This is a genomic window from Streptomyces sp. NPDC051940, assembly GCF_040680895.1.
In the GTDB taxonomy this organism is placed as follows: domain Bacteria; phylum Actinomycetota; class Actinomycetes; order Streptomycetales; family Streptomycetaceae; genus Streptomyces.
In genome coordinates this window covers 1-23,636 of record NZ_JBFAXR010000096.1, presented here as the reverse complement: position 1 = coordinate 23,636, position 23,636 = coordinate 1, and the positions used below count along the sequence as shown (strand labels likewise).

The window sequence follows — 23,636 nt, the reverse complement described above, 5'->3', positions numbered from 1 at the left end:
GCCCTCCCGCGAAAACCCAACCCCCATTTCTGTGACGAGCGTTGACACCGGCGTTCCACGCCCGTAATTTCCGTGCGCATCAACCGAGAAGTTTCGGAACCCTTCCGGAAGGTGTGCGATGCGACCCTTCGAGCCAGCTGCCCGGCCAGTGCCCCACACCGCTTCGTCCGCCCGCGGTGGGCTCTCCCGCCGCGGGTTCCTGGCCGCCACCTCGGCGGCCGGTCTGGGAGCCACCGCGCTCACCGCCTGCTCCAGCGACTCCGGAGGCAAGGACAGCTCCGGCAGAACCGTGATCGAGTGGTGGAACATCACCACCGGTGAGCCCGGCAAGGGCATCTGGGCCGCCCGGGCCAAGGAGTTCGAGGCGAAGAACCCGAACGTGAGGATCAAGCCCGTCGTGCTGGAGAACGACGCGTACAAGGCCAAGATGACGGCCCTGATCAGCTCCGGAAAGCTTCCGGACATCTTCCACACCTGGGGCGGCGGCGTCCTCGGCCAGCAGGTCCAGGCGGGCCTGGTGGAGGACCTCACCGAGTCCGCCGCCGACGTCACCGGCGGCATGATGGCGGCGGCGAAGAAGCCGTACGAGATCGACGGCAAGACCTACGGCGTCCCGTTCGACATCGGCGCCGTCGGCTTCTGGTACAACAAGAAGCTCTTCGCGCAGGCCGGCATCACCGCCCCGCCCACCACCTGGGCCGACTACCTCGACGCGGTCAAGGCGCTCAAGGATGCCGGGATCACCCCCATCGCCCTGGCCGGCAAGGAGAAGTGGCCCGGCATGTACTACTGGTCCTACCTGGCGATGCGCGTCGCCGGGCTGGACGCGATGCGCCAGGCCGCCGAGGCCAAGGACTTCACCGGCGACGACTTCGTCAAGGCCGGCGAGCACCTGAAGGAACTGGTGGACCTGGAGCCCTTCCAGAAGGGCTTCCTCGGCGCCGCCTACTCCACCCCCACCGGCCAGGCCGCGGCCGTCGGCAACGCCAAGGCCGCCATGGAGCTGATGGGCCAGTGGGCGCCGAGCGTCGAGGCCGACCAGGGCAAGGGCCTCGGGGCGGACCTCGGGTTCTTCCAGTTCCCCTCGGTCGACGGCGGCAAGGGCGCGCTCACCGAGGTGTTCGGCGGCGGAGGCGGCCACGCGATCCGCAAGGGCGCCCCCAAGGAGGCCCTGGAGTTCGTGAAGTTCTTCTCGGAGGCGGAGTTCCACCGCAAGCTCGTCAAGGAGACCGGGCTGATCCCCGTCGTCACGGCGGCCGCGGACGCGCTCAGCGACCCGAACCTCAAGCTGGTCTCGGACGCCCTGAACGGCTCCACCGGCTTCCAGCTCTACCTCGACCAGGACTACCCGCCGGCCGTCGGCCAGGAGGTCAACGACAGCGTCGCCGCGCTCATCGCCGGCTCGAAGTCGCCGGGCGACGTGACGAAGTCCATCACCCAGGTCTTCAAGAGCCAGTAGATGAAGGGGATATCCGCCGTCGTCGACGGCACGCACCCGGCCACGCCGGCCTCGGTCCCGGCCTCCCCGAACGGCCGGGCCGGCGGGCGCCCGCGGGCACGGCGGGTGCGCGAGTGGTTCACCGCCGTCGCCTTCACCGTGCCCGCGCTGGTGCTGTTCGGGCTGCTGGTGCTCGGCCCGATCATGTACGCCGCGTACGTCAGCCTCTTCGACTGGGGCGGCTTCGGCTCGCCCGAGGACTACGTGGGCGCCGGCAACTACACCCGGCTGCTGGACGACCCCGTCTTCCTCGGCGACCTGTGGCGCGGCCTGCTGATGGTGGCCTTCTCGGTGGTCGTCCAGCTGCCGTTCGCCCTCGCCATGGCCGTGCTGCTGATGCAGCGGCTGCGCGGCCGGGCGGTGTACCGGATGCTGTTCTTCGCGCCGTACGTCCTCTCCGAGGTGATCACCGGCGTGCTGTTCAGCATGCTGTTCGCCCCGGACGAGGGGCTCGCCGACAAGACGCTGGGCGCGGTGGGCCTGGACGGGCTCGGCGGGCTGTGGTTCGCCGACCAGGACACCGTGCTGGCCACCCTGTTCCTCGTGATGACGTGGAAGTACTTCGGCTTCCACATGATGCTCTACCTGGCCGGACTGCAGAACATCCCCGCCGAGCTCCACGAGGCGGCGCGGATCGACGGCGCCGGTCCCTGGCAGCGGTTCCGGCACATCACCCTGCCGCTGCTCGGCCCCACCATCCGCATCTCGGTCTTCCTCTCCGTGATCGGCGCCATCCAGCTCTTCGACCTGGTCTGGGTGACCACCCAGGGCGGCCCCGACCACGCCTCGGAGACGATGGCCGTCACCCTCTTCCAGTACGGCTTCAAGCGCTACGAGATCGGCTACGCCAGCGCCATCAGCATCGCGATGTTCGCGATCAGCCTGGTCTTCGCGCTGGGCTACCAGCGCTTCGTGATGCGCCGCGACACCGAGGGCGCCCTCACCACCATGGGAGGCAACCGATGACGGCCGCGATCGAGGTGGCGCAGGCCTCGGCCAGGGCCCGGGCGGTGCGCCGCCGCAGAGTCCGCTCCCTGCCGCTGTACGTGATCGTGCTGCTGGTCGGCGCGCTCATGGTGACCCCGCTGCTGTACGCCGCGATCTCCGGCTTCAAGTCCACCGACCAGATCTCCGCCAGCACCTTCGGCCTGCCCTCGCCCTGGGTGCTGGAGAACTACACCGACATCCTCACCTCGAACGGCTTCTGGCGGTCCTTCGGCTCCAGTCTGCTGATCGCGGTGGGGACGACCGTGCTGACGGTGGCCGCGGCCGCGTTGGCGGCGTATCCGCTGGCGCGGTTCGCCTTCCGGGGGCGGGAGCTGGTGTTCACGCTGTTCGCGATGGGGCTGATGTTCCCGTTCGCGGCGGCGATCGTGCCGCTGTTCATCATGCTGCGCACGATGGGGCTGCTGGACAATCCGTGGGGCGTGATCCTGCCGCAGGCCGCGTTCGGCCTGCCGGTGACGATCGTGATCCTGCGCGGGTTCTTCCGCGCCATCCCCGCCGAGCTGGAGGAGGCCGCCACCCTCGACGGCTGCGGGCCGGCGGGCTTCTTCTGGCGGATCCTGCTGCCGATGGCGCGCCCCGCGCTGGGCACGGTGTCGGTCCTGGCGATCGTGGGCAGCTGGAACAACTTCCTGCTGCCGCTGCTGGTGTTCAGCGACCAGACCTGGTGGACGATCCCGCTCGGCGTGCAGCAGTTCCAGGGTGAGCACTCCGCCGACACGGCCCGCATCTTCGCCTATCTCGTCCTGGCCATGGTGCCCGCGCTGGGCTTCTACGCCGTCGCGGAGCGACAGCTGATCGGCGGCATCACGCTCGGCGCGACCAAGGGGTGACCGGCGGCCGCCGCCCGGCACACCCCCGCAGCAGCATGCGCCGCCCTTCCTTACGTACGAACCTGAGGAGTTCCATGGTCCAGCCCTGGCAGGACACCGCACTGCCCGACGACGTACGGGCGGCCGACCTGCTCGCCCGGATGACCGACGAGGAGAAGGCCGCCCAGCTGGTCGGCGTCTGGATCGACGCCCCCACCGACGGCAGCGACGTGGCGCCGATGCAGCAGCGGATGACGGAGCAGGCCACGCTGGAGGACCTGCTGCCGCACGGCCTCGGACAGCTCACCCGCCCGTTCGGCACCGCCCCGGTGGAGCCGGCCGAGGGCGCCGCCCGGCTCGCGCAGCTGCAGTGGCACATCCGTACCTCCAACCGGTTCGGCCTGCCCGCCATCGCGCACGAGGAGTGCCTGACCGGGTTCACCACCTGGCAGGCCACCGCCTTCCCCACCCCGCTGGCCTGGGGCGCCGCCTTCGACCCGGCGCTGGTCGCGGAGGCCGCGCAGGCGATCGGGGCGTCGATGCGGGCCGTCGGCATCCACCAGGGGCTGTCGCCCGTGCTCGACGTCGTCCGCGATCCGCGCTGGGGCCGTACGGAGGAGTCCATCGGCGAGGACCCGTATCTGGTGGCCACCATCGGCACCGCGTACGTCCGGGGCCTGGAGTCCGCCGGGATCATCGCCACGCTCAAGCACTTCGCCGGCTACTCCGCCTCGCGCGGCGGCCGCAACCACGCGCCCGCGCCGCTCGGCCCGCGCGAGCTGGCCGACGTGATCCTGCCGCCGTTCGAGATGGCGGTACGGGACGGGGGCGCCCGCTCGGTGATGCCCGCGTACAACGACATCGACGGGCTGCCCGCACACGCCCATCCCGGGCTGCTGATCGGACTGCTGCGCGAGGAGTGGGGCTTCACCGGCACCGTCGTCTCGGACTACTTCGGCGTCACGTTCCTGCACTCCGCCCACCGGGTCGCGGCCACCGAGGCCGACGCCGCCGAACTGGCCCTGGCCTCGGGCGTGGACGTGGAACTCCCGGCGGGGCGCTGCTTCCCGTCCGCCACCCCGCCCCGTGAGCTGCTGGACCGGGCGGCGCTGCGCGTGCTGACCCAGAAGTGCGCGCTGGGGATGCTCGACCCCGGCGGGGAGCCGGAACCGCCCGGGTCCGTCGACCTCGACCCGCCGCGCCTGCGGGACCTCGCGGCCCGCCTCGCCCAGGAGTCCGTCGTCCTCCTCGCCAACGACCGGGGTGTCCTGCCGCTGGCTCCCGGCGTGCGGATCGCGGTCGCCGGACCGCTCGCCGACGATCCGGCCGCCATGCTCGGCTGCTACAGCTTCCCCCGGCACGTCGGCATCGAGCACCCCGAACTGCCCATGGGCATCGAGGTGCCCACGCTCGCCGCCGCGCTGCGCGCGGAACTCCCCGGCGCGGTCTTCGTCGACGACCCGGAGCAGGCCGACGTGTGTGTGCTGGCGGTCGGGGACTGGTCGGGGCTCTTCGGCCGCGGCACCTCGGGCGAGGGCTGCGACGCGGCGGACCTGGAACTCCCGCGCGGCCAGGCCCGTCTGGTGGACGAGGTGCTGGCCACCGGCACCCCGACGGTGCTGGTGGTCCTCAGCGGACGTCCGTACGCGCTGGGCCGCTGGGAGAGCCGGGCCGCGGCCATGGTGCAGGCGTTCTTCCCCGGTCAGGAGGGCGGGCCGGCCGTCGCCGGTGTGCTGTCCGGGCGGGTGGAGCCGTCGGGGCGGCTGCCCGTCGGCGTACCGCGGATCCCCGGCGGGCAGCCGTCGTCGTATCTGGCGCCGCCGCTCGGCGGGCACAGCGAGGCCAGCAGCCTGGACCCGCGGCCGCTGTTCCCGTTCGGACACGGCCTCACGTACACGGAGTTCGGGTGGGACGAACCGCAGGGGGACGCCGAGGAGATCCCCACCGACGGTGAGACGACGATCAAGTTCACGGTCCGCAACACGGGCGGCCGTCCCGGTACGGAGGTCGTCCAGATGTATCTGCACGACCCGGTCGGCCAGGTCGCGCGTCCCGAGGTCCGGCTGGTCGGCTACACGCGGGTGCCCCTGGACGCGGGCGCCTCGGCGGAGGTGCACGTGACGTTCCCGGCCGACCTGGCCGCGTACACCGGGCCGGACGGGCGGCGGATCGTGGAGCCGGGGGAGATCGAGCTGCGGCTCGGCCCGTCCAGCGGGGAGATACGGCACCGGGTCCGGCTCTGGCTGACCGGCGAGACGCGGGTGGTGGGACACGACCGGCGGATGGGGTGCGAACTGCGGGTGCGGTGAACCGGTCGCCCGCGGCTGCGAGCCGGCGGCTGCTCCGTGGGAGCCGGACAGCCGCCCGGGGGAGGGGGAGCCGTGGGCGACGGCTTCCCCTCCCTCCTCCCGTGCGGGGCGGGCGCTAACCCAGCGGAGCCACCGTCGTCAGGCCAGGCCCTGTCCCGATCCGCTTCCGCAGCGCGGTGAAGCCGTCGTACGAGGGCGTGGCGGCCGTGCTGCCCCACATCTTCTGGGCCAGGACCCCGAAGGCGGGCCCGATCAGGGCGTGGACGTCCTGCTCCGTGTACGGGGTGCGGACCAGGTCGTTCCACACCGCGAACATCGCCCCGCGCAGCTGCGGGTCGCCCGGCTCGAGGCTCTGCCCGTCCGGGAAGACGTGCGGCTCCCATGTGTCGTACAGGGCACGCGTGTCGAGGCCCTGGCCGTGGTAGTAGTCCGCGAACGGCACCACGTACAGCAGGTCGTCGTTGGTGTTGACGATCTCGTAGCCGTCCGCCTTCGCGGCGTGCGGGCCGTACCAGCCGTTGTTCCAGCTGTGGACGGTGACGTCCCGGTCGTAGCCCGCCGGGTCGTCCGTCATCCTGCTGAGGCTGCCCCAGGCGCGCGGGTGCTTGCCGAGGCGGCGCAGATGGGCGGCGGTCTCGTTGAAGTACGTGCGGTAGTGGGCCTCGGGGCCGGTGTACTCGTCGGCGCCGTAGTGGACCTCCGGGCCGCGGAACCACGGCGTGAACTCGTCCAGGACGCTCCTGACGAAGGCCAGGGTCTGCGGGTTGCCCAGGTCGAGGTGGTCCGTGTTCGCGCCGCCCAGGCCGATGCCGGGCCGTACCCGTACGAACGAGCGTGCGTGCGCCGGGGCGTCGATCTCCGGCGTGAGCTGCACGGCGTGCAGCGCCGCCGTGTCCTCGAAGCCGTCCCAGTCGGCCCGGTCGTACGAGCCGTCCGGCGCGGCGAGCCCCGCCCACCCGGGCGCGTCGCTGCGCAGCCGGAAGGCGTCGTACGCCCGCGACCAGTCGCCGTCCGGGGGCTTGATCTCGTTGTCGTTGAGGTGCAGCTGCAGGTCGTTGAGCTTGAACCAGCCCATCAGGCGCAGGTAGTCGCGGACGAAGCCGGGGGTGAAGAAGCGCCGGCCCACGTCGAGCATGAAGCCCCGCAGGCGGTACGCGGGCCAGTCGCGCGCCGTGCCCTGCGGCAGCTCGGGACTCTGCAGCAGCAGCTGGAGCAGGGTGCGGGTGCCGTAGTAGACGCCGCTGTAGGTGGGGGCGGTGATGGTGACGGCCGTCCCGGTGACCTCGAGGGTGTAGCCCTCGCGGGCGTAGAGGTCGCCGCCTCGGGGATGGGAGGCGCCTGGGTCGAGCCGCAGGTGGACACAGCCGTGCGCAGGACCGGCGGGAGCTGCGGGTGTGCCCGCGGCCACGGGATCGCCCAGCTGTACCCCCGCCACCTCCGTGAGTTCGCGGACCAGTTCCCGGGCGAGCCGCACGAGCCGTTCCGCGGCTGGCCCGCCGACCACCACCCGCGAGGCCGGGGTCACACGGAACATGCCGGTCCCACCCGTCCACTCCCGCAGGGCGGGGATGACGGACGGGCGGGCGTTGGCGCCGTCGGGCATGCGGGCTGACCCCCTGCGTCGGGTGCGGGTCCTGCGAGGACTCCATCACCGGGTGGTGTCCCGCCGCAAGGTCCCGGTGATCACAAGTGCTTCAAGTGCCGCCGTTTCGCGCAACTCTTGACATGTCTAGACCTCTGCGACATGTTCACTTCAATCGATGCTCCCTCGATACGGAGGCACCATGACCCGTCGCAGAACCGTCATCCGACTGCTCCTCACCCTGTTACTGGTCCTGACCACCGGCGCCGCCCTCACCACCCACGCCACCGCCGCCCGCCCCGCCAACGCCAAGCCGCAGACCATCCCCGCCCTCCAGGAGTGGACCGGCGGCAAGGGCGCGTACACCTACACGGCCGGCACCCGCATCGTCCGCGACACGGCCTACGCCGCCGAGCTGGCCGGCACCAGCCAGACCTTCGCCGACGACCTCACCGACCTCACGGGCGCCACCCCCGCGCAGACCACCGGCACCGCCGCGGACGTCCGCACGGGCGACATCCATCTGACCCTCGGATCCACCGACGCGCAGCTCGGCACCGAGGGCTACGCGCTGTCCGTCACGGACCGCGTCACGATCACCGCCCGCGCCGACGCCGGCGCCTTCTACGGCACCCGCACGATCCTGCAGCTCCTGCACCAGGGCCCGAGCGTCCCGCGCGGCACCGCACGCGACTGGCCGCTGAAGCCCGAGCGCGGGCTGATGGTCGACAACGGCCGCAAGTACTTCACCCCCGGCTGGCTCCGCGACCACGTCAAGGAGCTCGCCTATCTGAAGCTCAACACCCTCCACCTGCACCTGTCCGACAACCTGGGCTTCCGGATCGAGAGCACCCGCCACCCCGAGTACGTCTCGGCCCAGCACCTCACCCGGCAGGAGGTCACCGACCTCATCGCGCTCGCCGCCCAGTACAAGATCACCGTGATCCCGGAGTTCGACGCCCCCGGCCATATGGACACCATCCTGGCGGCGCACCCGGACCTGAAGCTGGTCAGCAACACCGGCCAGGTGAACAACGGCTACATCGACCTCGCGAAGGACGACTCGTACACCCTGATCCGCGACATCATCGAGGAGTACCTCCCGCTCTTCCCCGGCAAGTACTTCCACATCGGCGCCGACGAGTACGTCACCAACTACAGCGCCTACCCGCAACTGCAGACCTACGCCACCGCCCACTACGGCGCCACCGCCAACGCCAAGGACACCTACCTCGGCTTCATCAACTGGGCCAACGGCATCGTGCGCGGCGCCGGCAAGACCCTGCGCGCCTGGAACGACGGCATCGGGGGCGGCAGCGCGGTCACCGTGGACCCCAGCGTGGTGATCGAGTTCTGGTACGACTACGGGCTCTCGCCGCAGACCCACGTCAACAACGGCCACCTCATCTCCAACGAGAGCTGGGACCCGACCTACTACGTCCTCGGCGGCGCCAAGCCCGATGTGCGCTGGGGCTACGAGACCTGGACGCCGGACCGCTTCCAGGGCAACCAGAACCTCAACACCGCCGACCGCGCCAAGAACCTGGGCTCGAAGATCCACGTCTGGTGCGACAACCCCGGCGCCGAGTCCGAGGCCACCGTCGCCGCCGGGATCCGCGACCCGCTGCGGATGCTCGCCCAGCAGGTCTGGGGCTCGCCGAAGCCCGTCGCCACCTGGTCCGCGTACCAGACGGTCATCGCGTCCGTCGGCCGCAACCCCGCATGGCCGTCCAGCGCCCAGCCCGGCAACCTCGCCTACGGGCGCCCGGTGACCGCCTCCAGCACCGAGACGCCGTCCTTCCCGGCGCTGAACGCCGTCGACGGCGACTACGCCACCCGCTGGTCCAGCGCGTACACCGACGGCGAGTGGATCCAGGTGGACCTGGGCGCCACCCGCACCGTCACCCGGGTCAGGCTCAGCTGGGAGGCGGCGTACGGGAGGGGTTATCTGATCCAGACCTCACCCGACGGGGCGGCCTGGACCACGGTGTACACGACGACCGTCGGCGACGGCGGCACGGACGACCTGACCGGGCTCACCGGATCCGGCCGCCATGTGCGGATGCTGGGGACGGCGCGCGGCACCTCGTACGGCTACTCGCTCTACGAGTTCGAGGTGTACGGGAGCTGAGAGGGCGGCGGCGTACTGGGGGCGGTGGCGGCTCCCGAGACCTCACGCCTTCCGGTAGTCGTACGCATCCCCGGCCGCGGCCAGCACCGCCGCCAGGTCCGCCCCCGCGGACGCCGTGACCACCGCGGCCACGGCTCCCTCCACGAACGGCGCGTCCACCAGGCGGGTGTCCGCGGGCAGTTCCTCGTCCTCGTCGGCCAGCAGGGCCACCACCGTCAGCACGGCACTGCCCAGGTCGGCGAGGACGGCCACGCCCGCACCGCCGTCCACCTCGCGCGCCGCCGCCGCGATCCGCTCGGCGTCCGTACCGAACCCGCCGTCGGACGTGCCCCCGGCGGCGGCGATCCGCTCGAAGCCGCCGCCCGCGAGGGCGACGGCCATCGCGGCCACCGACTCCGCGACGTCGGCACTGTGCGAGACCAGTACGATCCCGACCCCCGCGTCAGCCACCGGCCACCTCCGCCAGCGCGGCGACCAGCAGCGCGGAGGACGTGGCGCCCGGGTCCTGGTGGCCGATGCTGCGCTCGCCGAGGTAGCTGGCGCGGCCCTTGCGGGCCTGCAGCGGCACCGTGTCCAGCGCGCCCTTCTCCGCCGCCTCGCGTGCCGCCGCGTATCCGTCGGGGAGCGCCTCGACGGCCGGCGTCAGCGCGTCGATCATCGTCTTGTCGCCGGGCACCGCCTTGCCGAGCTCCGCGACGGCCGCCACGCCGGCCGCCAGCGCCTCGCACAGCTGCTCGTCGCTGACCTCCGCCGCGTCGCCGAGCGCCTTGCCCGTACGGCGCAGCAGGGTGCCGTACAGCGGTCCGGACGCGCCGCCGACCTTCGAGATCAGCTGCCGGCCGGCCAGCACCAGCACCGCGCCCGGTGTCTGCGGGGGCTCGGCCTCCAGCGCCGCGACCACCGCGGTGAAGCCGCGCTGGAGGTTGGCGCCGTGGTCGGCGTCGCCGATCGCCGAGTCGAGTTCGGTGAGCCGGGCCGCCTCACGGTCCACCGAGGCGGCCGCGGCCAGCAGCCAGCGGCGGAAGAAGTCCGCGTCGAGCAAGGGATCGTCCTTTCGTCAGCGCGCCGATCAGATGCCCCACCGCAGTGCGGGCGTGCGGACCGGGGCGTCCCACAGGCGCAGCAGTTCCTCGTCGACCTGGCACAGCGTCACCGAGCAGCCTGCCATGTCCAGCGAGGTCACGTAGTTGCCGACCAGGGTGCGGGCCACCGCGACCCCGCGCTCCTGGAGCACGCGCTGCACCTCGGCGTTGAAGCCGTACAGCTCCAGCAGCGGCGTCGCGCCCATGCCGTTGACCAGCGCCAGCACCGGTGCGGTCGGAGACATGTCCTGGAGGATCGCGTCGACGGCGAAGTCGGCGATCTCGGCGGACGTCATCATCGCGCGCCGCTCGCGGCCGGGTTCGCCGTGGATGCCCACGCCCAGCTCCAGCTCGCCCGGCGGGAGGTCGAACGTCGGACTGCCCTTGGCCGGGGTCGTACAGGCGGACAGGGCCACGCCGAAGCTGCGCGAGGACTCGTTGACCTGGCGTGCGACGGCCTCGACGCGCTCCAGCGGCGCGCCCTCCTCGGCGACGGCTCCGGCGATCTTCTCGACGAAGAGGGTGGCGCCCGTGCCGCGCCGCCCGGCGGTGTAGAGGCTGTCGGTGACGGCCACGTCGTCGTTGACGAGGACCTTCGCCACCCGGATGCCCTCGTCCTCGGCCAGTTCGGCGGCCATGTCGAAGTTGAGCACGTCACCGGTGTAGTTCTTCACGATGAACAGCACGCCCTGGCCGCTGTCCACCGCGGCCGCCGCGCGCGCCATCTGGTCGGGCACGGGCGAGGTGAACACCTCACCGGGACAGGCCGCGTCGAGCATGCCCGGGCCCACGAACCCGCCGTGCAGCGGCTCGTGCCCGGACCCGCCACCCGACACCAGCCCCACCTTGTCGGCGACCGGCGCGTCCCGGCGCACGATCACCCGGTTCTCGACATCGACCGTCAGGTCCGGATGCGCGGCGGCGATCCCGCGCAGGGCGTCGGAGACGACGGATTCGGGGACGTTGATGAGCATCTTCATGGCTGCCTCCTACCGACCTTGCCGGGCATGCGCTTGACCTGTGACTAGGGCGAACCACACCGACGTGCCGCGCTACGGCCATGTAACCACCGCCGCCTGGGTCTGGCTACGCTCGGCATGCGTGCAGCGTGGCGAGTGGTTTCCCTGCCGCACCTCGTCGCCGCCGGTGACCGGTATCTCGACGGCCCCGATCTCGGCGGCTGCTGTGCATGAAGACGAGAAGGCGCTCGGGAGCGCGCCCTACACGCTGACCGAGGCGGAGCTGGCTGGGCTCCTGCCTGCGGAGGGCTCGCGCTGAGTGATCAGCTCAGGGCGGCATTGACGAAGGGCACCCGGCGGGCGCTGGATCTGGGGGAGGCAGCGCTGGAAATTCGGGACGGCCGAGGCGAGCCGCTCACCGATCGGGTGCTGCGGGCCGCGATCAGCGGCCGGCGCCCATCGTCCTGCGGAGCGGACCTGATCGACCTTGGGCGAGGAATTGTCAAGACTTGTGGATGAGGAGTGGTTGGCTGCCGGCAGGCATAGGGGGCTTGAGTCTCCAGTAGGGGGAGACGCAAAGGTGGGGGCATGGACGGCGACACGCTCTACTCGATCGGCGAGCTCGCTCGGCGGACCGGTCTGACGGTCAAGACCATTCGGTTCTACTCCGATCGCGGAATCGTGGCGCCGAGGGACCGCAGCCCGGCCGGCTACCGCCTGTACGACATCGACGCCGTCGCACGCCTGGACCTCGTGCGGACCCTGCGCGAGCTGGGACTGGACCTTCCCACGATCCGCAAGGTCGTGGACCGCGAGCTCTCGCTTCCCGAGGTCGCCGCGGCGCACGCCGAAGCACTGGCGGTGCAGATCCGCGTCCTGCGTTTGCGGCGCGCGGTGCTGACGGCGGTGGCCGAGCGCGGGTCCACACCTGAGGAGACGGAACTCATGCACCGGTTGTCCCAGCTCTCCGAGGACGAACGCCGACGTCTGATCGGCGATTTCCTCGACGTCGTTTTCGGCGGTCTTGACGCCGCCCCCGCCTTCGCGGGGGTCATGCGCTCGATGACCCCCGAGTTGCCCGACAACCCGGAGGCGGAGCAGGTCCAGGCATGGGTGGAGTTGGCCGAAATGTCCCTGGATCCGGACTTCCGCGCCGTCGTGCGGCGGATGGCCGAGGACCAGGCAGCCGAGCAGGCCCGAAGCGACACGATGGGCCCGCGCCGCGATATCGCCGCCCTCGTCCGTGACCAGGCCGGCCCGGCCCTGACCGCCGGCATCGACCCGGCCTCGCCCCAGGCCGATCCGATCGTCGCGGCGTTCACGGCGCACTACGCGCACCTCCTCGGCCGTCCCGACGACGTCGAGCTTCGCCGCCGGCTTGCGACTCGGCTGGAGAGCGTGAACGACCCCCGCAGGGAGCGGTACCTCCAGCTGCTCGCAGTGGTCAACGGCTGGCCGCCGCCGGAGAGTCTGGCGCCGGTGTTCGACTGGTCCGTAAAGGCTCTGCGCGTGCGGACACCGCAATGACGGGGTGGTCGCAAGGCGGCATGGGACGGACGCGGCCGGCGTCGGGTGAAAACGCCGCCGCATACGATCGGTCGGTGAATGCCCCCGTCGTACTTCAGGTGGCCGCGACGCCGGCCTCTCCCGCTCTCGTTCTTCGCCCCTGGCGCATGGCGGACGTTCCCGCATTGGTCGAGGTGAGCCGGGATCCCGCATTGCGCCAGTGGGCGAGTTCTGTCGTGGACCACGATGCTGACGGGGCACGGTGGGTGCAGGCCCAGCAGCGGGGCTGGGCAGCGGGGGGCCGGTTCGGCTTCGCCGTCCTTGCGGCACAACCCGGTTCAGTTCGCGAACAGTTGGTGGGCAACGTGGTCCTCAAGGAAGTCGTCCCCGGCAAAGCGGCGGCCGAGGTGGGCTACTGGACCGCGGCGCACGCTCGAGGGCGGGGAGTGGCACCGCGCGCTCTGGAAGCACTCACCAACTGGGCCTTCGACACCTTCGAAGCCGACGGGCTGGAGCGTCTCGAACTCCTGCACCAGGTGGACAACCTCGCATCGTGCCGGGTTGCGCAGAAAAGCCGGTACGACTTCGACAGCATCCTGCCCGCGGCGCCGCCCTCCTTCCCCCGCGACGGCCACCTGCACATACGGCGCACGAGTGCCTGAGATCCTCCCTGCTTCTGCGGATCGGCTGAGGCTGCTCACGCCGCGAGGGCCTCGGGGCGTTCGACGAGTTGGCCGCGTTCGAAGCGGGCCCCGGCACGGACCGGAGCGACGAGGGGTCCGCAGCCGCCGGGTGAACGCGGCGACGGCTTTGCGGGCCTGGTCCTTGGCCGCATGCCCCGGCGGGCACAGTCGCGTAGCAGGCCCGCCCACGCCTCCGTCGACTCGCGATCCGTCGGCCAGCGCGATCAGCTCCTTGGTGCCATCCGCCCGCACGTACACGTAGTCCATGGCCGACAGATCGCGGTGCATGAAGGCGGCGTGGTCGGCCTGCCACTGGACCGTCAGCCGCGTGACCGTGGCCGGCGAAAGCCCGGCCGAACCACCGAGGAACTGCTCCAGCGCAGGCACGATCCGCGGGGCCTTCACCTCCACGGTCCCGGCCGCGGTGGTGACCTTGTTCCGCGCAAGCTGCCGGCTCACAGGCTCCGTGGTGCCCACTTGGGCGAGATGGCTGCTCAGTTGGCACGGAGCTCATCTCCGACTGATCGAGTGTCGGCCTGGGACCCGGCTGGGGAGACCTGGGCTGAGCTCGAGGCCACCGACTGGCAGGAGACAGGCGCCTCCGGCACACGAAGCCGCGCCGCAGTCGCGGTTGACGAACGGTGCCAGCTGGAGCGCTCAGGTACACCCGAAATGGCTTGTCCCCAGGTCGGACGTCGACCAGGATCACCTCATGACGACCAGAAAGGGCCATGCCCTCTAGCCCCGCTCCGCTCTCCGCCGATCGCGCGCCGCCGATTGCCGCACTGCAGCACCCGATGGCCGTGACCGACCGCCCACTCAGGAGAGCCCGCGTGCAGAAGACCGTCCTTGTTCCCTACGCCCACCTGCCCCAAGCGCACCACGACCGCCACGTCCTGACCAGTACCGTCGACGTTTTCGGCGCCGCCCACTGGCTGCTTGCCGAACGCGCTCCGCGGCCCGACGGCGATGTCCGGCCCGTTGACGCGCTGGTCGTTTCCGTCGATCCGGGCGGCAACGTCGAACTCACCGAGCTGAGCGCCGTGCGGGCCCGCTGGCCGCACCTGGACCGCCTGCCCGACGGCGGGTTCGTGGTCGCCGCGTCTCGCGTCCGCCGCTACGAGGACGCGAACCAGGTCCAGGTCTTCGACGCGACCGGCCGTGAGACCTCGTCCTTCTCCGTCGGGGACGCCATCGAGCACCTGCTCGTGGACGAGGCCGGCCGTATCTGGGTAGGGCACTTCGACGAGAACCCGGTGGGGATCCGCTGCTGGAGCGCCACGGGCCGACTCGCTTGGACGTCGGACGACGCCCGCATCCCCGGTCTCTTCGACTGCTACGCCCTGAACGTGTCGGGCACCACCGCCTGGGCGTGCCCGTACACGGACTTCCCGCTCGTCGAGATACGCCCCGACCGCACCGATCGGCCCGTGAGGGTGTGGGCGAACCGCGTACGGGGCGCCGAAGCGGTGGCCGTCCACGGGGAGCGGGTTGCCTTCTACGGCGGCTACGGCGAGGAGCGGGACCGGCTCGCCCACGGAGAGATCACCGCAACATCCGTCGAGTCAACGGACGTCGGGGTGCTCGCCCTGCCCGATGGCTCTGCCCCCGGCCGGCGGCGGGTTGTCGGCCGAGGAAGCAGGATCTACGTCCAGGCCGGGCCGTTCACCACCTGGGGCGTGTTCGACCTCAGCAGCTGATTCCCAGCGCTGGAAAGCCCGTTTCCACGCGATCGTCGACCATCCATTCACGCCGGGGAGTTGCGCTGGCACCCCGCTTGACCGCGCAGGGAGCAACGTGCCGCCGTCCTTCGTCTACCGGATCACCAAGTACGACCCCGCCGACCGTGACGAACACGGCCACTACACCGGTGCCGAGGAGGCGGTCAGTGACCACGGGCCGGGCGAAGCCGCGTACCTCGCGGCGATCGCCGCCTTCGCGGAGGGCTCGGGCATCGATCGGCTGGAGATCCGCGAGCCCGCAGTCACCGGGTTCGTCCACTTCGGCGTGGAGCCGTCGGGTGGGACCAGTATGTGTATGTGGGCAGCGATCGGCTCTGCGCCGACGCCGTGGCCCGTACACGGGAACTCGGTCTCTTCCCGGAACCGATGGCGACCTCCCCCTGCGCGGCGGAGCTGGAGGAGCCGGACGTGGTGGGGGCGGCCGACGAGGAGTTCTGGAAGCGCGTGCGCACCGTGCTGGCCGCACGGAAGGCAGTGCTCCTGGAGGAGGGCTACATCCGCAACGCCGCACGCTTCCACCGCCTCACGCCGGAGAACCTCGACGCGGTGCGTACCGGTCTCAGCCCCCGCGCGCTGCTGACCGTCTGGCCTGACCTGAACGCCGATGTCGGCGCGGTGCTCGCCACGTTGCCCGAGGAGGGATCCGCGGAGTTCGTCTGGGAGGCACAGGACGGGACGATCAGACACGCGGTCGTCGACGACACCGAGTACCCGGAGCTCGCCACCCTGGTGGCCGGCGCCCGGGCGGCCTGCGCCCTGACCGTGTACCTCGACGAACGCCACCCGCTTCTGTGCGCCGTCCTGCCCGACAGCGACGGCGTCCTGCGCGCCCGATGGTGACCGAGCCGGCTTTTAGCGCAGTCCAAGTGACCGGGGGCATCGTTCCACCCACCACTGCTCTGACGTGGCTGGAGAGCCGGGTCAGCCGATACCCGCCCCACGGAGGAGTTGAGGACGATGTCCGACGGCCGCACGCACCAGGGCGATGCGACCACCGCGCACCCGGTCGACGCCCTGCGCCTGAACGACGTGACCAAGACGTACGGCAGCGGCGACGGCGCTGTCACCGCGCTCGACCGGGTGACGCTGTCCCTGCGGCACGGTACGTTCACCGCCGTGATGGGCCCCTCCGGCTCCGGCAAGACCACGCTGCTGCAGGTCGCCGCCGGACTCGACCGGGCCGACAGCGGCACCGTGACGGTCGACGGTGCCGAGCTCACCGGGGGGACCGAGGCGGAGCTGACCCGGTTCCGGCGGCAGCGGATCGGGTTCGTCTTCCAGCAGTACAATCTGCTGCCGGCGCTCACCGTCGCGCAGAACACTGTGCTGCCGTTGAAACTGGCGCGCCGGCGCGTCGACCGCGAGCGCACGCGCGAGTTGCTGACCCGGATGGGGCTCGGCGCGAAGCTCGACCGGCGGCCGGACGAGCTGTCCGGTGGACAGCGACAGCGCGTCGCCATCGCCCGGGCCCTGGTGGCCAGGCCCGCGGTGGTCTTCGCCGACGAGCCCACCGGTGCGCTGGACACGCACAGCGCCCGCGACGTACTGGCGCTGCTGCGGGAATCGGTGCACACCCACGGGCAGACGGTCGTGATGGTGACGCACGACCCGGTGGCCGCCTCGTACGCCGACACGGTGCAGTTCCTCGCCGACGGGCGGGTCGCGGGCCGGATGCGGGCGCCGACCGCGGACGCGGTGGCGGAGCGGATGGCGCACCTGGGCGATGAGTACGGGCCGGACAGCGGCGACCGCGGTACCCATCCGATGGCGGAGGTGTGAGCCGTGTTCGCCCTGGCCATGCGCTCGATCCGGCAGCGGCCCGGACGGTTCGCCGCCACACTCCTGTCCGCCTTCCTCGGTGCGGCGATCATCATGACGTTCTACTCGCTGCTCGACACCGCCCAGGGCGCGGGCGTCGACCACGTCAGCGCCGAGACACTGACGACGGCGGCGACGGTGACCGGCGGCTACGGCTCGTTCCTCATCTTCTTCGCGGTGGCGTCCACCCTCACCGTCACCGTCCGCCAGCGCTCGGCCGAGATGGACCTGTTGCGCTGCACCGGCGCCACCCCTGCGCAGATCAGGTGGATGGTGGTCGGCGAGGCCGCGGTCGTCGCCCTGGTGGGGGCCGCGCTGGCGATCGTGCCGGCGATGTTCGGCGGGCGCCGGCTCCTGGTGCTGTTCCAGGACAGCGGGCTGGTGGCCGAGTCGGTGGAGCACGCCTTCGGGCCGCTTGCCCTGATGTCGGGTCTGTACGTCACGCTGCTGGCGGCGGCCGGCGCCGCACTCCTGGCGGTACGCCGGGCCACCCGCCGGCACACCGGGCACCGGCGGCTGCGGGCGTGGGGAGGCCGGTCGGCACTGGTCCTCGGCACGCTGCTGGCGGCTGCCTCGTTCGCCATGGGCGACGCCGGTCCGGAGGCGATGGCGCCTCCCGCCTACGGGGCGATCCTGCTCTCGGTGGGCTTCGCGGTCTACTCGCCGACCCTGCTGGGCCGGCTGCTGCGTGCCGCCGCGCGCCCGCTCTGCGCCACGGCGTCCGGATACCTGACCGTCCATGGGCTGCGACAGCGGACCGCCGAGCTGACGGGCGTACTGATGCCGCTGATCCTGTTCGTCGGGATCTCCACCGGCACCCTGTACATGCAGGCGATCGAGAACGACCGGGTCGGCGGGCCCGTCAGGACCAGGGACGACCAGACCGTCGAAACCCTCAACTTCGCCTTCGTCGGGATCATCGCACTCTTCGCCTGCGTGATGCTGATCAACACCCTGTACGCCACCACGTCCTACCGCTCCCGCGAGTTCGGCCAGCAGCGACTGGCCGGCGCCACACCGGGGCAGGTGTACGCCGCGGCGGGGCTGGAATCGGTGCTGCTGGCCGTCACCGGCGTCCTCTTCGGCACGCTCGCGGCGCTGGCGGGGATCATCCCGTTCACCATCGCCCGTACCGACCGGATGCTGCCCGGCCAGAGCCCGCTCATCTGGGCGGCGATCGCCGGGATCGCCGTGGCGGCCACGGTGGGTACCACGCTCGCCACCACCCGCCGCGTGCTGCGCATCCCGGCCGTGAACGCGGTGGCAATGACCGCCTGAGAAGGCGGCTGACACGTCGTCCTCTGGCGGGATTGTCCTCCGTGCGATGTAGACCGCAGGAGTACGGAGCGCGGCAGGGCACCGCTCCGGGAGGACGCGGCGTGCGCGCGGCGGCGGCGAGAATGGCCCGGTGACGAAGAACCTGCCGGCGCAGTCCCGGGTCCGTGGCGCGGTGGCGGCGCTGGTCCGGCCGGTCGGTCCGCCGCCCGAGCCGGCCCGCCGCGCCGTGATCGCCGACGCGCTGCTGGCTGCCGTCCTGGGCGTGGTCGGCGTGTACTACGCGCTGGACTCCGGGATCGGGGCCAGCATCATCCAGGTCGACGGGGTGGTGCGCACCCGCGATGGTGCGCAGACCTGGGTGGGCGCGGTGCTGCCCATGCTCGGGACCACGCTTCCGCTGGCGCTGCGCAGGCGCTACCCGCTCGCCGTGCTCTGGGTCGTGCTGGCCGCCGGCCTGCTCGTTCCCGACGCCGTGCTGCGCATGGTGTTCTACTGCCTGATCATCGCCACGTACTCCGCCGTGGCCTACAGCCCGTACCAGCCGGCCGCCCTGCTCAGCCTGCCCGCGGCCCTCGTACTCCTGGCCCCGAAGGGGCAGCCGGCGATGTGGCGGGTGCCCGACGAGTACGTTCCGGCGCTCGTGCTCGTCCCCCTGGCGGCGGCCGGCTACTGGATGCGCGGCTGGCGCGCGCGGGCCGAGGAGAAACAGCAACGGGTGGCGGCACTGGAACGGGAGCGGGCCGCGGAGCTGCGCCGCGCGGCGGAGCAGGAGCGGGCCCGCATCGCCCGCGAACTCCACGACGTCATCACCCACAACGTCAGCATGATGGTCATCCAGGCCGGGGCCGCCCGCCGCGGCATCGAGGCGGCGCCCGACCTCGCCCGTGAGGCGCTGCTGGCGGCGGAGTCCGCGGGCCGCGCCGCCCTGACGGAGCTCCGGCACACCATGGGCCTGCTCACGATGGACGACGACGGCACCGCCGAGCCGGCGGACCTGGCCCCGCAGCCCGGTCTCGGCCGGCTTGCGACCCTGGTGGGCCGGGTCCGTGAGGCGGGACTGCCGGTCACGCTGACCGTGACCGGCACCCTGGCCGAGGTGCCGCCCGGGGCCGGGCTGGCGGCCTACCGCGTGGTTCAGGAGGCGCTGACCAACACCCTCAAGCACGCCACGGGCGCACAAGCCGCGGTGGCTGTGGCGTACGACGGAGCGGAGCTCAGCGTCGCGGTCACCGACACCGGCGGCCCACCGGGGCCGGCCGCCTCCTCCGGCAACGGGCGCGGCCTGCTCGGCCTGCGCGAACGCCTGTCGATGTACGGCGGTACGCTGCACGCCGGCCCGACTTCCGACGGCGGCTACCGGGTCCGCGCCCTGATCCCCCTGCCGCCTGCGGAGAGCGTGTGACCGACAGCCCCCTGCGCGTCGTGCTGGCCGACGACCAGATCCTCGTCCGCACCGGCTTCCGGATGATCCTCACCCTCGACGGCATCGATGTCGTGGCCGAGGCCGGCGACGGCTCGGAGGCCGTGGAAGCCGTTCGGCGCACGCGTCCGGACGTGGTCCTGATGGACATCCGGATGCCGGAGTGCGACGGTCTGGAGGCCACGCGCCGCATCCTCGCCGACGGGCGGCCCGACGCTCCCCGTGTGATCATCCTGACCACGTTCGACCTCGACGAGCACGTGTACGACGCCCTGGCCGCGGGCGCCAGCGGTTTCCTGCTCAAGGACGTCACGCCCGAACACCTCCTCGCCGCCGTCCGCCTGGTCCGCACCGGCGACGCCCTGCTGGCCCCGGGCATCACCCGCCGCCTCGTCGAGCGCTTCGCCGCCACCAGGCGGCGGGACGGCACCGCGCCGACGGCGGACCCGGTCGGTGACCGGCCGGCCCCAACGGCCCGTACCCATCCCGGCCTGGACGCGCTCACCGCGCGCGAACGCGAGGTCCTGGGCCTGGTCGCCCAGGGTCTGAGCAACACGGAACTCGCCCGGCACCTGCACCTGTCCGAAACCACCGTCAAGACGCACGTCTCGCGCATTCTCGGCAAGCTCCAACTCCGCGACCGGGCACAGGCGGTGATCACGGCGTACGAGACCGGACTCGTCACCGTCGCACGTGGTTCGGGTTCGGTGCCGGGAGGTCAATCTGGGTGATTGCGGAGCAATCATGCCAATATCCCCCCATGACCTCATCGCCCAAGCCGGTCCATCCGTCCGTCTCCCGCCGGCAGGCGGAGCTGCTCGAACATCTTCCGTTCGCCGACACACAGGACTTCGAGGACGCCGCACGCGGGCTGATCGCCCGTCGCGAGCCGAACGCCGTGCGGGGCGGGGACGGCGGCGTCGTCTGGGACAACGACACCTACGCCTTCCTCGGGGGCGCCGCCCCGGACACCGTGAACCCGAGCCTGTGGCGGCAGTCGCGACTGGTCGCCGAGCAGGGCCTGTTCGAGGTCGTCGAGGGCGTCTACCAGGTACGCGGCCTCGACCTGTCGAACGTGACGTTCGTCGAGGGCGACACCGGCGTGGTGGTGATCGACCCCCTGCTGTCCAAGGAGACGGCCGAGGCGGCCCTCGCGCTCTACCGCGAGCACCGCGGCGAGCGCCCGGTCACCGGGGTCGTCTACACCCACTCGCACGTCGACCACTTCGGCGGTGTCAAGGGCGTCACGACGCAGGAGGACGTGGACGCGGGCCGGGTACCGGTGCTCGCCCCCGCCGGGTTCACCGAGCACGCCGTGTCGGAGAACGTGTACGCCGGCACCGCGATGGGCCGACGCGCCGCCTACATGTACGGGGCGGCGCTCGCCCGCGGCCCGCAGGGGCAGGTCGGAGCGGGGCTCGGGCAGACCACGTCGACCGGCACGATCACCCTCATCCCGCCCACCGTGCACATCACCGCCACCGGGCAGGAGGAGGTGGTCGACGGCGTACGCATGGTCTTCCAGATGGCACCCGACACCGAGGCGCCGGCGGAGATGCTCATCCACTTCCCCGACCTGCGCGCCCTGTGCACGGCCGAGGACGCCACGCACACGCTGCACAATCTGCTGACGCTGCGCGGCGCGGTGGTCCGCGACCCGCACAACTGGGCGCGCTATCTCACCGAGACGATCGACCTGTTCGGGGACACCACGGACGTCGCCTTCGCCTCGCACCACTGGCCGACCTGGGGCCGGGAGCGCGTGGTGGAGTTCCTGGGGATCCAGCGCGACCTGTACGGATATCTGCACGACCAGACCCTGCGGCTGATCAACAAGGGCTGGACCGGTGCGGAGATCGCCGAGCACCTCGAGCTGCCGCCGGCCCTGGAGAAGGCCTGGAGCACGCACGGCTACTACGGCTCGGTCAGCCACAACCTCAAGGCGATCTACCAGCGCTACATGGGCTGGTTCGACGGCAACCCGGCCCATCTGTGGCAGCACACCCCGGTCGAGGCCGGCAAGCGCTACACCGAGTTCATGGGCGGCGCGGACGCGGTCGTCGACAAGGCGCGCGGCGCGTTCGACACGGGCGACTTCCGCTGGGCGGCCGAGGTGCTCAGCCACGTGGTGTTCGCCGAACCGGACCACGCCGGGGCGCGCGAGCTGCTCGCCGACACCTACGAGCAGCTCGGCTACGGCGCGGAGAACGGCACCTGGCGCAACTTCTACCTGTCCGGTGCCACCGAGCTGCGCGACGGCCGGTTCGGCACGCCCACGGTCGCCGCCTCGGCGGACATCGTCGGACACCTCGCGCCGCGACTGCTGTTCGACGCCATCGCCATCCAGATCGACGGCCCGAGGGCGTGGGACGAGAAGCTCACCATCGACGTCCGGCTCACCGACAGCGGCGAGAGGTACCGGCTCCGCCTGGCCAACGGCGTGCTCACGCAGAGCGCGGCTCCGCAGCAGGACGCCGCCGACGTCGTCCTGACGGCCACCGCGAGCGCCCTGCCCGCGCTCGCCCTGGGCGAGCCGACCCCGGAGCGCCTCGCCGAGGCGGGCATCAAGGTCGAGGGCGACGCCTCGGTCCTCGGCCGGCTCGCGTCGCTGCTCGACCGTGGAGACCAGGACTTCGCGATCGTGACCCCGTAAGAGAGAGGATCGGACCCTCTGACGGTCACGCCTCCCGCGCAGGCGTGCTGTCGCGCGCGATCAGCTCCGCCGGCAGCAGCAGGCCCTTCCCGGGCACCGGTTCGCCGCGGACCTGGGCCAGCAGCCGGCGGACCAGTTCGGCGGCGATGCCGCGCAGCGGGAGGCGGACCGAGGTGAGACGGGGGTTCAGCAGCCGGCAGAGCGGGATGTCGTGGAAGCCGACGACGGCGACGTCCCGGCCGACCGTGAGCCCCTCGGCACGGATCGCCTCGTACGCGGTCAGCGCCAGCATGTCGTTGCCGGTGGCGAACGCGGTGGGCCGGTCCGGGCCGCGCAGCAGGCCGCGCACCGCGGTCACGGTGCGCGCCGTGTCGCCGTCGGCCGTGGTCAGTTCGAGCACGGGGGAGTCGTCCAGGCCGTGGCGGCGCAGTCCGGCGCTGAAGCCCTCCAGGCGGTCCGTCATCCACGGCAGCTCGGACGTGGACCCGAGGTAGCCGATCCGGCGGTGCCCGCGCCCGGCGAGGTGGTCCACCACCGAGGCCATCGCGCCCACGCTGTCGACGTCGACCCACTGCTGGGGAGTACCCGGCGCGGTGCGGCCGAACGCGGCGAACGGCACGCCCGCCTCGGCGATATGGGCGACCCGTGCGTCGCCGTGCAGGACGTCGGCCAGCACGAAGCCGTCGACCTGGCGGGCGGCGATCAGCTCGTCGATCGCCGGCCGGGGGTCGGCGGCGCCGTGCGGCGGGCGGACCAGGAGCACCCGGTGGCCCTCGGCGCCCGCCGCGTCGACGAGCGCCTCCAGGAAGCCGCCCATCAGCGGGTTGGGGTCGAACGGGTCGTCCACGGGTGCGAGATAGCCGATGATGCGGCGCGAGCCGGTGCGCAGCGACCGGGCCGACTGGTCCGGCTGGTAGCCGAGGCGCTCGATCGCCTGCGTCACCCGGGCGAGGGTGTCGGGGCGTACCCGGTGCGGGGCGTTCAGGACGTTGGAGACGGTCTGCCGGGAAACGCCGGCCGCGCGCGCCACGTCCTCGATCGTTGCCCCGGGGCGGCGTGGGCGGCGCTTTGCCTGCGTCATCTGCTCTCCGTGTCTGCGTGTACGTGCCATGGTGTGCTCACCGGACCGGTGCGCGCTCCCCGGGCCCGGGCCCGGGG

20 protein-coding genes and 1 pseudogene are annotated in these 23,636 nt (G+C 71.9%); 15 read left to right on the top strand and 6 right to left on the bottom strand.

The features are described 5' to 3' along the window. The first annotated feature begins 148 nt into the window (after positions 1 to 148). From AB0M28_RS29160 to AB0M28_RS29145, 4 genes are all read left to right on the top strand, one after another. On the top strand, positions 149 to 1,459 hold the full coding sequence (locus AB0M28_RS29160) for an extracellular solute-binding protein (protein ID WP_365411389.1): 1,311 nt from the start codon (positions 149 to 151) through the stop codon (positions 1,457 to 1,459). Beyond that, positions 1,460 to 2,464 carry a sugar ABC transporter permease gene (locus AB0M28_RS29155; protein ID WP_365411386.1) on the top strand — a complete coding sequence of 335 codons (1,005 nt, stop codon included), beginning with the start codon at positions 1,460 to 1,462 and terminating at the stop codon, positions 2,462 to 2,464. Beyond that, entirely contained in the window at positions 2,461 to 3,336 is an 876-nt protein-coding gene (locus tag AB0M28_RS29150; protein ID WP_365411383.1) for a carbohydrate ABC transporter permease, read from the top strand. The genes AB0M28_RS29155 and AB0M28_RS29150 overlap by 4 nt, the downstream gene beginning before the upstream one ends. A 74-nt stretch (positions 3,337 to 3,410) precedes the next feature. Then, positions 3,411 to 5,624 (top strand): glycoside hydrolase family 3 N-terminal domain-containing protein, encoded by a 2,214-nt coding sequence (locus tag AB0M28_RS29145; RefSeq protein WP_365411380.1) that lies wholly within the window; start codon positions 3,411 to 3,413, stop codon positions 5,622 to 5,624. A gap of 115 nt (positions 5,625 to 5,739) precedes the next feature. Here AB0M28_RS29145 and AB0M28_RS29140 read toward each other — a convergent pair whose 3' ends face one another. Continuing rightward, entirely contained in the window at positions 5,740 to 7,227 is a 1,488-nt protein-coding gene (locus tag AB0M28_RS29140) for a glycoside hydrolase family 20 protein (protein WP_365411377.1), read from the bottom strand. 181 nt (positions 7,228 to 7,408) lie between these two features. On the opposite strand from AB0M28_RS29140, the gene AB0M28_RS29135 reads away from it, so the two are divergent. Further along, the gene (locus tag AB0M28_RS29135) at positions 7,409 to 9,337 is read left to right on the top strand and encodes a family 20 glycosylhydrolase (RefSeq protein ID WP_365411374.1); all 1,929 of its coding nucleotides are present in this window, start codon (positions 7,409 to 7,411) and stop codon (positions 9,335 to 9,337) included. A 42-nt stretch (positions 9,338 to 9,379) separates the two neighbouring features. Here the strand turns inward: AB0M28_RS29135 and AB0M28_RS29130 are convergent, their stop codons facing one another. Genes AB0M28_RS29130 through dhaK form a run of 3 tightly spaced genes read right to left on the bottom strand, consistent with a single transcriptional unit; the run spans position 9,380 to position 11,399 of the window. Then, on the bottom strand, positions 9,380 to 9,787 hold the full coding sequence (locus tag AB0M28_RS29130; protein WP_365411372.1) for a PTS fructose transporter subunit IIA: 408 nt from the start codon (positions 9,785 to 9,787) through the stop codon (positions 9,380 to 9,382). Continuing rightward, positions 9,780 to 10,379 carry a dihydroxyacetone kinase subunit DhaL gene (gene dhaL, locus AB0M28_RS29125; RefSeq protein ID WP_365411369.1) on the bottom strand — a complete coding sequence of 200 codons (600 nt, stop codon included), beginning with the start codon at positions 10,377 to 10,379 and terminating at the stop codon, positions 9,780 to 9,782. The genes AB0M28_RS29130 and dhaL overlap by 8 nt, the downstream gene beginning before the upstream one ends. Before the next feature lie 27 nt (positions 10,380 to 10,406). Next, on the bottom strand, positions 10,407 to 11,399 hold the full coding sequence (gene dhaK, locus AB0M28_RS29120) for a dihydroxyacetone kinase subunit DhaK (RefSeq protein WP_365411366.1): 993 nt from the start codon (positions 11,397 to 11,399) through the stop codon (positions 10,407 to 10,409). 121 nt (positions 11,400 to 11,520) lie between these two features. Here dhaK and AB0M28_RS29115 point away from each other — a divergent pair, with 121 nt between their 5' ends. The 3 genes from AB0M28_RS29115 to AB0M28_RS29105 all read left to right on the top strand — a co-directional run bounded on the left by AB0M28_RS29115 (position 11,521) and on the right by AB0M28_RS29105 (position 13,546). After that, complete coding sequence (locus AB0M28_RS29115; protein WP_365411363.1) at positions 11,521 to 11,697, top strand: hypothetical protein; 177 nt, start codon at positions 11,521 to 11,523, stop codon at positions 11,695 to 11,697. Between the two features lie 269 nt (positions 11,698 to 11,966). Next, positions 11,967 to 12,905: a MerR family transcriptional regulator gene (locus AB0M28_RS29110; RefSeq protein WP_365411360.1), complete on the top strand. Its 939-nt coding sequence runs from the start codon at positions 11,967 to 11,969 to the stop codon at positions 12,903 to 12,905. Between the two features lie 74 nt (positions 12,906 to 12,979). Continuing rightward, positions 12,980 to 13,546 (top strand): GNAT family N-acetyltransferase, encoded by a 567-nt coding sequence (locus AB0M28_RS29105; RefSeq protein WP_365411358.1) that lies wholly within the window; start codon positions 12,980 to 12,982, stop codon positions 13,544 to 13,546. A 170-nt stretch (positions 13,547 to 13,716) separates the two neighbouring features. On the opposite strand, the pseudogene AB0M28_RS29100 reads toward AB0M28_RS29105, so the two are convergent. Then, positions 13,717 to 13,951 (bottom strand): annotated as a pseudogene (locus AB0M28_RS29100) (IS256 family transposase); the annotation flags it as partial. A gap of 449 nt (positions 13,952 to 14,400) precedes the next feature. Here AB0M28_RS29100 and AB0M28_RS29095 point away from each other — a divergent pair. The 7 genes from AB0M28_RS29095 to AB0M28_RS29065 all read left to right on the top strand — a co-directional run bounded on the left by AB0M28_RS29095 (position 14,401) and on the right by AB0M28_RS29065 (position 22,478). Beyond that, positions 14,401 to 15,267, top strand: a complete 867-nt coding sequence (locus AB0M28_RS29095) for a hypothetical protein (RefSeq protein WP_365411356.1) — start codon at positions 14,401 to 14,403, stop codon at positions 15,265 to 15,267. 339 nt (positions 15,268 to 15,606) lie between these two features. Further along, positions 15,607 to 16,149, top strand: coding sequence for a hypothetical protein (locus tag AB0M28_RS29090; protein ID WP_365411353.1), 543 nt, complete (start codon positions 15,607 to 15,609; stop codon positions 16,147 to 16,149). A gap of 117 nt (positions 16,150 to 16,266) precedes the next feature. Next, positions 16,267 to 17,088: an ABC transporter ATP-binding protein gene (locus AB0M28_RS29085; protein ID WP_365411350.1), complete on the top strand. Its 822-nt coding sequence runs from the start codon at positions 16,267 to 16,269 to the stop codon at positions 17,086 to 17,088. A gap of 3 nt (positions 17,089 to 17,091) precedes the next feature. Further along, positions 17,092 to 18,405: an ABC transporter permease gene (locus AB0M28_RS29080; protein ID WP_365411347.1), complete on the top strand. Its 1,314-nt coding sequence runs from the start codon at positions 17,092 to 17,094 to the stop codon at positions 18,403 to 18,405. Between the two features lie 130 nt (positions 18,406 to 18,535). Then, on the top strand, positions 18,536 to 19,807 hold the full coding sequence (locus AB0M28_RS29075) for a histidine kinase (protein ID WP_365411344.1): 1,272 nt from the start codon (positions 18,536 to 18,538) through the stop codon (positions 19,805 to 19,807). Next, positions 19,804 to 20,556, top strand: a complete 753-nt coding sequence (locus AB0M28_RS29070; RefSeq protein ID WP_365411341.1) for a response regulator transcription factor — start codon at positions 19,804 to 19,806, stop codon at positions 20,554 to 20,556. Before AB0M28_RS29075 ends, AB0M28_RS29070 begins: the two co-directional genes overlap by 4 nt. 29 nt (positions 20,557 to 20,585) lie before the next feature. Continuing rightward, positions 20,586 to 22,478 carry an alkyl sulfatase dimerization domain-containing protein gene (locus AB0M28_RS29065; RefSeq protein ID WP_365411338.1) on the top strand — a complete coding sequence of 631 codons (1,893 nt, stop codon included), beginning with the start codon at positions 20,586 to 20,588 and terminating at the stop codon, positions 22,476 to 22,478. A gap of 25 nt (positions 22,479 to 22,503) precedes the next feature. On the opposite strand, the gene AB0M28_RS29060 is transcribed toward AB0M28_RS29065, so the two are convergent. Then, positions 22,504 to 23,559 (bottom strand): LacI family DNA-binding transcriptional regulator, encoded by a 1,056-nt coding sequence (locus tag AB0M28_RS29060; RefSeq protein WP_365411335.1) that lies wholly within the window; start codon positions 23,557 to 23,559, stop codon positions 22,504 to 22,506. Between the last annotated feature and the right edge of the window lie 77 nt (positions 23,560 to 23,636).